We start from the raw sequence: 9,384 nt of genomic DNA, 5'->3' as shown, positions 1-9,384 counted from the left end.
TTCAATGTTATTCCCAAGTAGAAATGTCCTACCTAATAACCAAATAGAAATGTCCTATATGGACATTTCCAAGTCAAGCACAGGATTTAGATTTCGTTGTTCAATCGCTGTTTTCTGTGCTTGTCTACGTGGCATCTTTTGAGAACGATTGCGTTTGTTTTGGTGTTCCAGTTGTTCATGCTGTTGTTGAATATGTGCCAGCACAGAACCCAAACGTTTATTCTCAACGATCTCTCGCTGGTTGAGCTGACTTAATTTATCAAAGATGCTGTAATTGATTTTTCTTCCCTGATATTCAATGGCTACAGTACCATCCGGATATTCCAGGAACTCAAGATACTTGCCGCCCAATCTTTGATTTTCTTCGCTGTTTTCCAAGATATATACGCATTTATCATAAGTAATCGTCAAGCTGTTCGTGACCCTGCGGGGTTCACGCCAGGTAAAAACATCATCTAATTCTTCGGCTGTTTCAGCGATAGGCCGATGTAGATCCTTGGAATTAAAAGCCATCTTGGCGAATTTACGATTAAATTGCTCAATAAAGCACGGCAGCCACTTATTGGCATCTGCAATTGAACTGATGCCTTCTAGACGCATCTCCTTAATCAGACGATCCTGAAGTGTTCTATTCGCTCGTTCTACACGACCTTTGGCTTGAGGGGAGTTAGCGAAAATGATATCGATATTGAGAGTGCTCAGAACACGTCCAAACTGGGTAATCTTGGTGTCTTTCTTGCTACTTTGATTCACCCTAAAAACTGAATGTTTGTCACTGTAAAATGCCAATGGCTTACCATGCTGTTCGATATATAAACGTGTCGAAATCATATAGTCAAAGGCTGACTCTGACGCACAGAAGCGTAAATGCTGCAATTTTCCTGTGGCATCATCGATGAATACTAGCAGACAGCATTTAGGTGCTCGACCTTCAAACCAATCATGGTGTGAGCCATCAATTTGGATCAATTCACCATAACAATCTCGGTTATAACGAGGCTGATATGGTCGTTTCAGGCGCTTGCAGCGAGGGATCCATAAATCGGCTGCAATCATCCAGGAACGCAGGGTTTCTACTGAAAGATCGAATCCATGCACGGTGGTGAGCTTTTCATGCGCTAAAGTGGGTCCGAAACCATAAAGTTGATCTGAAACAATATTGAGACACTTAAGTCTGAGTTCTTCAGGAAGTTTAGAATTGCTGATTTGGCCACGACCGGCATGGGCTAATGCAGCGGGACCTTGAGCTTTGTATTTCTGCAGTAAGCGTCTGATGTGACGTTCTGAGATATGAAGTAGCTGAGCAGCCTGGGATTGAGTTATACGTTGATCACAGATTTCTTGCAAGACCGACAATCGTTTAAGTTCTTTATCCGACATAGACACCAACATATCAAACCGTCCGCTAAGGAAATTGCAAAAGCGCATATTCTAAAAGCGGACATTTTTACTTTGGAGAAACCGGACATTTCTATTTTGGGCTTACATTTCAAGATTCGCATAAGAAATTTTATGTTAAATAGATATGAGAAAGGCCATAAATTGTGACTTTCCCATATACGAAGAGAGAGCTGAGAACTTTCGTTTTATTGATTTATTCAAAATGAAGCTGATATTGATGTGTGGTGATTTTAATTTTTAGTTGCTTATATTTTCTTTTCGTAGTGCTCAGAGCTGAATTAGACACTTCTGTATAAAATATAGAATCATACATCAAATCAGAAAATAATTTATATTCAATCAATAATTTACTGTATTTATTCCCATCTTTGAGATTCGTTTCAATTAATTGATCTAAATCTTTTACAGAAAAACTATGCATATTAGCCTCGGATAGAGTGTTTCTGAACGGGCACCATACAGGGTTGGCGATAGGAACTAAAGTTAAATTAGGTATTGATATATGGAATATTATTGTAAAATAATAGATTAAACTTATATCGAGGCTAAACTTTACTCCTTTAATACTAAAAATCTTATTCAGGATCCAAGATATGTCCTTCTAAAAGACTTTAGTCCTTCTCTTTTCAAGTCAAATTTACCCGTAATTCTGGCTAGAATACTCTCTCAAAATTGCATATACCCTATATTTATCTTGATATAAGGTCTTTTCTATAATTTTTTGGATATCTTCACTAGTCCATTTTTGCTGCTTAGCTTTAAAAATGAACTGTGATTGCAGAACAAATGAGTGTTCACCTTTTCTTAAATAAAGATTCTTGACTTTTTTTTGCATAAGAAACAATTCAATAACCTATAATCTTAAACTTTATACTAGTTGGGAAAAATTTACTTTTAATTATAACTTAATAAAAAACTTAACTTGTAAAGAAAACTAAATTTCAGTTACTTAATAGACAAAAAAATATTATTATTTTTGTATCAGTAATGTTTAATATTCTTTGGATTGTATGTTTTCGATTCTTATAGTATTTCTAGTTTTAATCAGTACACTATTAATTATTTCCATATTAAAAGAGTATTTTAAGAATCCTTTCAAATAGAAGAATAAATTCTAGTTTGTTAAACATAATAGAGCCTCTACGAAGTAAAAAAATGGGAGAGATTAACGCTCCCATTTTGTTTGTTAAACATTGAATCCTATATGTTTTCCTGTTGGAAGCTCTACATCAATACGGAGTTTCCCCCCCCATAGCTTCAACATACTTTTTCATGGTTGAAATCTTAAGATCATTGCCACGGTTTTCGATTGCTGACAATGAAGGTTGTTTGATTCCAAGAGTTGCAGCCAGTTCCTTTTGGGAAATCTCTAATTCTTCTCGAATAAAGTGAAGCTGAGTTTCTAAAAGTAGCTCGTCAGCCATTTGTTGAATACGAGTTTGGCTCTCTGGAGAGCGACTAGCCAATAATTCCTGTAAGGTTTTAGCCATTAGATTGATCTCCAAGGGTTGAGAGATGAAGTTCGTATTGCTGCTCTGCAATGTTCAGCATCTCTTTATAGAAACGCTTTTTACCGCCTTTATCACCGATGCACAGCACAATTGCCTGTCGAAATGGATCAAATGCGAAAAAGGCTCTCAGGGGTTTTCCTCGATGCTGAACGCGTAGCTCTTTCATATTGGTAAATTTAGAGTCATATACGGTATCAACTAAAGGGCGACCTAAACTTGGTCCCTGCTGCTGTAAAACAACTAAAGCGGTTAAGACTTTCTCTTGTGTTGATTCGTCTTGCTGTTCAAGCCATTCATTAAACAGATCTGTCGTGATGACTGTCCACATACAACAACCACAATATAGATTATAGTCTATGTTTTATAGCGAACTCAGCCAGTTTTCAAATGGCAATAAAAAAGCCCTACATCCTGTCGGGCTTTTTCATATCGGGTTGCTCGTCTTACTGATCTCATGCTGCCCATTCCTTGCGCAATTTTCTTATTCTTGTTGTCTGGAAACATCCAGTTTCGTTATATATTCATCATACGGCTAATGACTTGAATTACCAATCCGCAAAATCCTTAAATCTGTGTAAGTTTTAGCTTACAAAGTTGGCCTATTTTATCCCAAGAGTTGTCCGCAGAAATTGGGGGTTATTTCTGAAATGTGAACATTGATAAATCAGGAAAAAATGCAAAATAGAATGTTTTTTGATCAATTTTGTTGGCTAAAAGTTACAGTTTTGCTTAAAAAGAAACCGACTTGTTTCCAAGTCGGTTGAACGAGAACGTTCCAGAGGGTATGAATAACGATAAGATACTAATCTTAAAGTAATATTAAAAACACGTTCCGTATAAGCACCATTATGTTAATTTTAGAGAAACTAAAAATTTGAGTGCTATATGTTTCTAAAAAATAAAGAAGGTATTGAGAATAAGTTTTGGCGAGCAGTTTGTATACTAACAATCTTAGTCATCGTAATCTCGGCAGTATCTCTACCTTTTATTGATGATATTCTTAGTTTTATTAAAGATATCTCAGGCACGGCAGCAACAATACTTACTGCTTACATTGCTGTTATCCTATTTCAAGATTGGAGAGATATTAAGAAAGCCGAAATTCTTAGCCAACACTCAACTGAAGTATTCCCGATGCTAAATGATTTAGCATCATCCTTATTTTTTCTGAAAAATTCATTGGGATGTACTATTGGCCAATTCTATAAATTAAAAGAATATGAAAGCGAAAAAGGAAAATCAGAAGAATTTAGAGCAAAAATTTCCGATATGATCACCAGTACAAGTATTAGTGAGTTTGTTGAATCTTCTGAAAAAATCAAATACAAACTTTTCTTTATATCTCAATCTTTAGACACTAATATGCAAAAAAAAATAGATAATTTTAAAAGCATATTAGATGAGTTTATGTGGCTCTCTGAAGAAAATAGAGATCTATTTTTAGATCTCTCTGAGATAAAAAATCAAGAAGATAGAATTGAAAATTTATATACACAATTGAGAGTTTTAGCTAAAGAAATATTTGCAGATAAATTAGTTAGATACTCAACGTTTAATGATTTAGATTAAATTTTTAGATAGCGTTATTGATGATTTGTTAAAAATGAAAAGATTTATTTTATTGAGTGTATTAGTTTTTACAGGGGTTGAAATGCAACTGATTACAAAACTGTTTTAACAAGAAAAACTCTTTATATGAAAGGCGGAAATTGTGCTGGCCTATCTCTTTCAAAAAATGCTGGTTTAATTGGAGATCAGTTTCCCTGTACGGTAGACTTACCAACTAGAGTACGATGGATAAGCAATGATACTTTCATGATGGTTGAGAAACATCAAATTTCTCTATACCGCCTTTATTATTGATGTGTTCTCACGAGCAATTGTTGGATGGAAAGTATCTACACGGATGAATACAGATATGGTGCTCGATGCACTTGAGCAAGCATTGCATGATCGAGGCATGCCAAAGAATGTGATTCATCATTCCGATAGAGGTGTTCAATATCTTTCTATTCGCTATACCAATCGTTTAGAAGCTGCAAATTTACGAGCATCAGTCGGTACAACTGGTGATTCATACGATAATGCTCTGGCTGAAACGGTGAATGGCTTATACAAAACAGAGGTGATTGAATATTTAAAAGCAGATTGGCAAGGTTTAGCAGATGTACAACTTGCGACACTAAACTGGGTAGATTGGTTCAATAAAAAGCGTGTACACAGTGCACTGGGTTATGTATCGCCTTTTGAGTTCGAAGCAATGTACTATGATAAGATTAACCCGTTAGGTCAGGTGGCCTAACTTAAATAAAAAGTCTCCGACAAACCCGGTACGGTTCATAGACTCCAGTAAGCATAGATTTCCCTATTTTTAATTTGCACGATTTAAAATTTATTTTTTTAGATTATATAGTTACATACAAATATCATCTACTAATTTTAGAAATATAAAATCGTCCCATAATAAATAACGGTCGTTTTCTTACATTCGGAACAAGATTCTGAAATGATTTAATTTTTGCTATCCCGTATAAGGTCTTAGATATGAATCGATTAACTTTTATAAACGGTGCGATTGTTTCTGCGACTGATGTTCGCAAATCTTGGAGCAAAATTGTTCAATGTGTCAAAGATAGTCATAAACCTGTTTTTGTTTATACGAAGAATGCGCCCGAAGCTGTTGTTCTGAGTTTTGAAGAATTTCAAAAAATGCAGGAAATTATTGAAGCTGTCCGGCGTGAACAGCTAGGACAACAAATGGTTTATGATCTTTTGGATATTAATCAGCTCACTGGTCAACCGATCAAACACATGCTTTTGAACCCAAAAGGTGTATTTGAAGAAGTAAATGGACAAGAAAAATAGCTTTTTGAGGATATTAACGGATTCGAGATTAGAGACAAGCTGATTTAAAAGTCATCTTATATTTATATTCGTTGAACAATGAGCTTTTATTTTCGTAAAATACTAAGAAGTGGAAAACATATTCGTAAGTTAAGTAGCACTGACATCATAGAGTTGACTAATTTTATTGAAAATTAAAAAGAACACTTGGATGTCTATAAAATTATATTAAATAACGTACTGGGTAAAGTAATAGACTCACCCTAATAGGCAAGTCTATTAAACCAAAAACTATTTAAGATTCTTATTGACCTCTTTAAAGATAGTTTCAAATCTTGATAAAGTAGCTTCTGAAAGGCTATTAACAAAATCCTTATTACTAGCAAATTCTTTTGCAGGTAAATAATGATTAAATCTATTCTTTTTAATAACTTTATTAATTTTTGATAATATATCTTCAATTTCAGTACTTAATTCTTCCACCTTAATTTCAGCATGGGTAGATGAGAGAGAAATATTAAAAAGTTGCAGATATTCATCAATAGTAAATATATCTTCAATATCAGCTTTTTTTCTATTATCCAAAAAATCATGGAAAAATTTTATATTTTTATCAGATATAATTTTTTGAATAGTTAGACTATCAAATCTTGCCTGAGACTTTTGGTCAGTAAACGAATCTAATAGGCAGAAAATTGATAGTTTTGAACCTCGAAGTAATGAAATAAAACTAGCAACTTTATCTAAACCGCCTGTAGGCACAATTGTAATATCTTCATTTAAGCCAGTTCGTTTATTCGCATTCAAATATTCTGAAATTGTGGTCAAGTATAGTAAGTCTGAGACACCTTCTACCAATAGATTTTTTTTAGAAATAAATAAATTCTGTGCAACATCATACCCTAAAGCAGCTTGTAAAGGGAAAAGTGTATTAGGGTCTTTTTGTTGAATACTATCACTAACGATAGAGCTATCGGAGTCACTAAATACCGTTCTGACCCGATTTAATTTCGTTGTTTCTACCATGAAAGGTGAGTGAGTTGTATAAATAACTTGATACTTATCAACCAAACTTTCTAAAAAACGTAGTAAATCTGCTTGAGCAGTTGCATGCAAGTTAAGGCCTGGCTCATCTAAGAGTAGAATATATTTTGAATTTGAATCAGCCTGAATTTTGTTAAACCAAACTAAGAATGAAAAAAACCAATTAAATCCTTTACTTCTATTCTGAAGAGGTAAAGAAACTCTCGTTTTCGAGTTTTTTACTCGAATATCTAAGACATGTTCAACAATATTTGTATCGACCGTTGTAGCACTGCCATAACTTGTATTTACTTGCCTTTTCACAGTAGCTGTTTTTTTATCAATTTTAAATTCAATATTTAAGTTCTGATTTGCAGACCAATATTGAAATAGTGTGTCAGAAATCAAAGCCTCAGTTGCTTCTAATTCAGCAATAAAGTCTTCGAAATCGTCTGCATTAATAAGTTCATTCACATTAATTTCGGATAAATCTAAGAGTGCCTTTGCTGTTTTTAGATCATCCGATAGATCAACATCATCATCTAAAAAACTTTCTAGAATAATCCTTGATGGGAGTTGATAATATTCATCATAGTAAATAAATTTTGGTAAATGTCTTTTTATTAAAACACTATATGCATATCTTTCAATAAAAGTCATCCATGTAGAACTTTTGAAGAAATATTTTCTTAAAGGCTCTAACCTTTCGGTTTCATCTGGGAACTTCTTTAATATTTGATCAAATTTCTCTTCTGTTAGAGCCAACTTCAACTCAGTTTTTACATCATCACCAATATCAGATAAATTTAAGTGTTTTAAAAATAATTCAAAATTTATCGATACACCACTTATTAATGTAGATGAATCACCATAAGAACTTGTTAGGGTGATTTCATTACTTCCTTGCCAAGTTCCTTTACCTAACCTATTTTCGATTAAGCCAATTAGTTCATCTGAAATATGATAAGTGCAAATAATTGCTTTAGGTTTGCTATCCGACTTACTGATACTTTTTAGTTCTTTTCGAGGATAGTCTAACGTTTCGTTAAATTTAAACTTTTCATCATCTTCAAAATAATTAGTTTTAGCTAAACATTCTAAAACAGAAGTTTTTCCCGATTCATTCATTCCTACTAAAACAGTTATATCTTCCTCAATGTTTATTGATTGAGGAGTTGTAAATGACTTATATTTTAATATCTCAATATTTTTAAGTTTAATCATAAATATTTCTCCCTAAAATTAAATATATAACATTGATAAAGATTAACAATTTCATTGTTTCTAAGCTTACTATTGAATAGCCACCAAAATTCTAGACACACATAACCATCTTTTGATGGGCCTTTTCATAATCTAATGGAGAACGCTGACCATTGGAACCATGTCTGCGTTTTGAATTGTAGAACATCTCAATATATTCAAAGATATCGGACCTTGCTTCAGTTCTTGATGTGATGTGTGCTGAGAAAACAGGAGGTTTTAACTTGGTAAACTATAGACACTCATCAGGAGTTTACCATGAGCAAGAAACAGAAGACTTACACCGCAGAATTTAAAGTTGAAGCAATAAAATTGATTGAAGCCAATCAAGGCAATGTATCGGAAACAGCCAGACAACTTGGCATTTCAATGCAAACTCTTTCAAATTGGAATAATAAAGCAAAGACTGGCACCTTAGCAGGCACTAAACAATATTCACCTGATCTAAATGCCTTACTCGAAGAAAATAAAAAGCTCAAACAACAGCTCAAAACAGCTGAAATGGAACGTGAATTTCTAAAAAAGGCAGCAGCGTACTTTGCGAAAGAAAGTCAGTAAGGTACGCCTATATGAAACAGCAAAGATATTTATTCCCGATTAGCTTTATGGCTAGATTACTTCACGTTTCAGTGTCACGATTTTATGATTGGCTAAAACGAGGCATGAATAAAAGATTGGTTCAGCGAAATCAACAGACAATTTTGGTCAAAATAGCTCATGAGGAAACTAAACAAAGCTATGGCTATATTCGATTAACTAAGCATTTACAAGCGCAAGGTATCAAAATCAGTACGTATGCTGTACGTCAAATAAAAAAGCTCAACCAGCTGTATTGTAAGCGTCATAAGCGTTTCAAAAGAACTACGAAGAGTGATCATAATCGAGCGATCTACGCAAATTTACTAGAGCAACAGTTTTCAATGACTAAGCCCAATCTTGCATGGTCAAGCGATATTACATACATTTGGACTGCTGAAGGTTGGTTATACTTGGCAGCAGTAAAAGACCTGTACACGAAACAAGTGGTTGGCTATAGCTTAAATGAGCGTATGACCGCACAACTTGTTTGCAATGCACTGACTATGGCGATTCGTAATCAAAAACCAACGAAAGGCTTAATTATTCATTCGGACAGAGGCAGCCAATATTGCAGCCATGAATATCGAAAGATACTGGAAAAATGTGATTTTCAAGGTTCAATGAGCAAACGTGGGGACTGTTACGATAATGCACCGATTGAAAGTTTCTGGGGCATACTCAAGAATGAATTAGTGCATCATTGCAACTATAAAACCAGAGATGAAGCTAAAGCAGATATTACAAAATACATTGTGTTATTTTA

The 9,384-nt window shown here is 34.0% G+C and carries 7 protein-coding genes and 3 pseudogenes; 4 read left to right on the top strand and 6 right to left on the bottom strand.

Features of this window, described 5'->3' with window-relative positions; genetic code table 11:
• Positions 1-54: 54 nt before the first annotated feature.
• From ACINWC141_RS06000 to ACINWC141_RS05980, 4 genes and pseudogenes are all read right to left on the bottom strand, one after another.
• The gene (locus ACINWC141_RS06000; RefSeq protein ID WP_008942541.1) at positions 55-1,380 is read right to left on the bottom strand and encodes an ISNCY family transposase; all 1,326 of its coding nucleotides are present in this window, start codon (positions 1,378-1,380) and stop codon (positions 55-57) included.
• A gap of 214 nt (positions 1,381-1,594) precedes the next feature.
• Positions 1,595-1,822, bottom strand: a complete 228-nt coding sequence (locus ACINWC141_RS05995) for a hypothetical protein (RefSeq protein WP_000555567.1) — start codon at positions 1,820-1,822, stop codon at positions 1,595-1,597.
• Positions 1,823-2,587: 765 nt separating this feature from the next.
• Positions 2,588-2,891, bottom strand: a pseudogene (locus ACINWC141_RS05985) (helix-turn-helix domain-containing protein).
• Positions 2,884-3,240, bottom strand: a complete 357-nt coding sequence (locus tag ACINWC141_RS05980; RefSeq protein ID WP_000269908.1) for a type II toxin-antitoxin system RelE/ParE family toxin — start codon at positions 3,238-3,240, stop codon at positions 2,884-2,886. The pseudogene ACINWC141_RS05985 and the gene ACINWC141_RS05980 overlap by 8 nt, the downstream one beginning before the upstream one ends.
• 557 nt (positions 3,241-3,797) lie before the next feature.
• Here ACINWC141_RS05980 and ACINWC141_RS05975 point away from each other — a divergent pair.
• From ACINWC141_RS05975 to ACINWC141_RS05965, 3 genes and pseudogenes are all read left to right on the top strand, one after another.
• Complete coding sequence (locus ACINWC141_RS05975) at positions 3,798-4,481, top strand: hypothetical protein (RefSeq protein WP_000478902.1); 684 nt, start codon at positions 3,798-3,800, stop codon at positions 4,479-4,481.
• Between the two features lie 268 nt (positions 4,482-4,749).
• Positions 4,750-5,214 (top strand): annotated as a pseudogene (locus tag ACINWC141_RS05970) (IS3 family transposase); the annotation flags it as partial.
• A gap of 242 nt (positions 5,215-5,456) precedes the next feature.
• Entirely contained in the window at positions 5,457-5,777 is a 321-nt protein-coding gene (locus ACINWC141_RS05965; RefSeq protein WP_001081101.1) for a type II toxin-antitoxin system Phd/YefM family antitoxin, read from the top strand.
• A gap of 270 nt (positions 5,778-6,047) precedes the next feature.
• On the opposite strand, the gene ACINWC141_RS05960 is transcribed toward ACINWC141_RS05965, so the two are convergent.
• Together ACINWC141_RS05960 and ACINWC141_RS19425 are read right to left on the bottom strand one after the other, a co-directional pair.
• Complete coding sequence (locus ACINWC141_RS05960; protein WP_000593543.1) at positions 6,048-8,003, bottom strand: AAA family ATPase; 1,956 nt, start codon at positions 8,001-8,003, stop codon at positions 6,048-6,050.
• A gap of 91 nt (positions 8,004-8,094) precedes the next feature.
• Positions 8,095-8,235: pseudogene (locus ACINWC141_RS19425) on the bottom strand (IS3 family transposase); the annotation flags it as partial.
• 65 nt (positions 8,236-8,300) lie between these two features.
• Here ACINWC141_RS19425 and ACINWC141_RS05950 point away from each other — a divergent pair.
• Positions 8,301-9,384 (top strand): IS3-like element ISAba21 family transposase gene (locus ACINWC141_RS05950; protein WP_155757884.1). Its coding sequence is split into 2 segments (ribosomal slippage), with 1,085 coding nucleotides annotated over them: positions 8,301-8,559 and positions 8,559-9,384; the frame shifts between segments, so codons are not numbered across the junction. This gene is flagged as partial in the annotation.

Origin of the sequence: Acinetobacter sp. WC-141, from assembly GCF_000313935.1 — a bacterium.
Classification (GTDB): Bacteria; Pseudomonadota; Gammaproteobacteria; order Pseudomonadales; family Moraxellaceae; genus Acinetobacter.
Note: the sequence above shows the minus strand (reverse complement) of the source record. Positions and strands in the feature narration are given on the sequence as shown.

What these genes read in the sequence shown, in the direction of transcription:
- ACINWC141_RS06000 (WP_008942541.1), bottom strand. Translation starts at nt 1,380, where the DNA reads ATGTCGGATAAAGAACTTAAACGATTGTCGGTCTTGCAAGAAATCTGT.
- ACINWC141_RS05995 (WP_000555567.1), bottom strand. Translation starts at nt 1,822, where the DNA reads ATGCATAGTTTTTCTGTAAAAGATTTAGATCAATTAATTGAAACGAAT.
- ACINWC141_RS05980 (WP_000269908.1), bottom strand. Translation starts at nt 3,240, where the DNA reads ATGTGGACAGTCATCACGACAGATCTGTTTAATGAATGGCTTGAACAG.
- ACINWC141_RS05975 (WP_000478902.1), top strand. Translation starts at nt 3,798, where the DNA reads ATGTTTCTAAAAAATAAAGAAGGTATTGAGAATAAGTTTTGGCGAGCA.
- ACINWC141_RS05965 (WP_001081101.1), top strand. Translation starts at nt 5,457, where the DNA reads ATGAATCGATTAACTTTTATAAACGGTGCGATTGTTTCTGCGACTGAT.
- ACINWC141_RS05960 (WP_000593543.1), bottom strand. Translation starts at nt 8,003, where the DNA reads ATGATTAAACTTAAAAATATTGAGATATTAAAATATAAGTCATTTACA.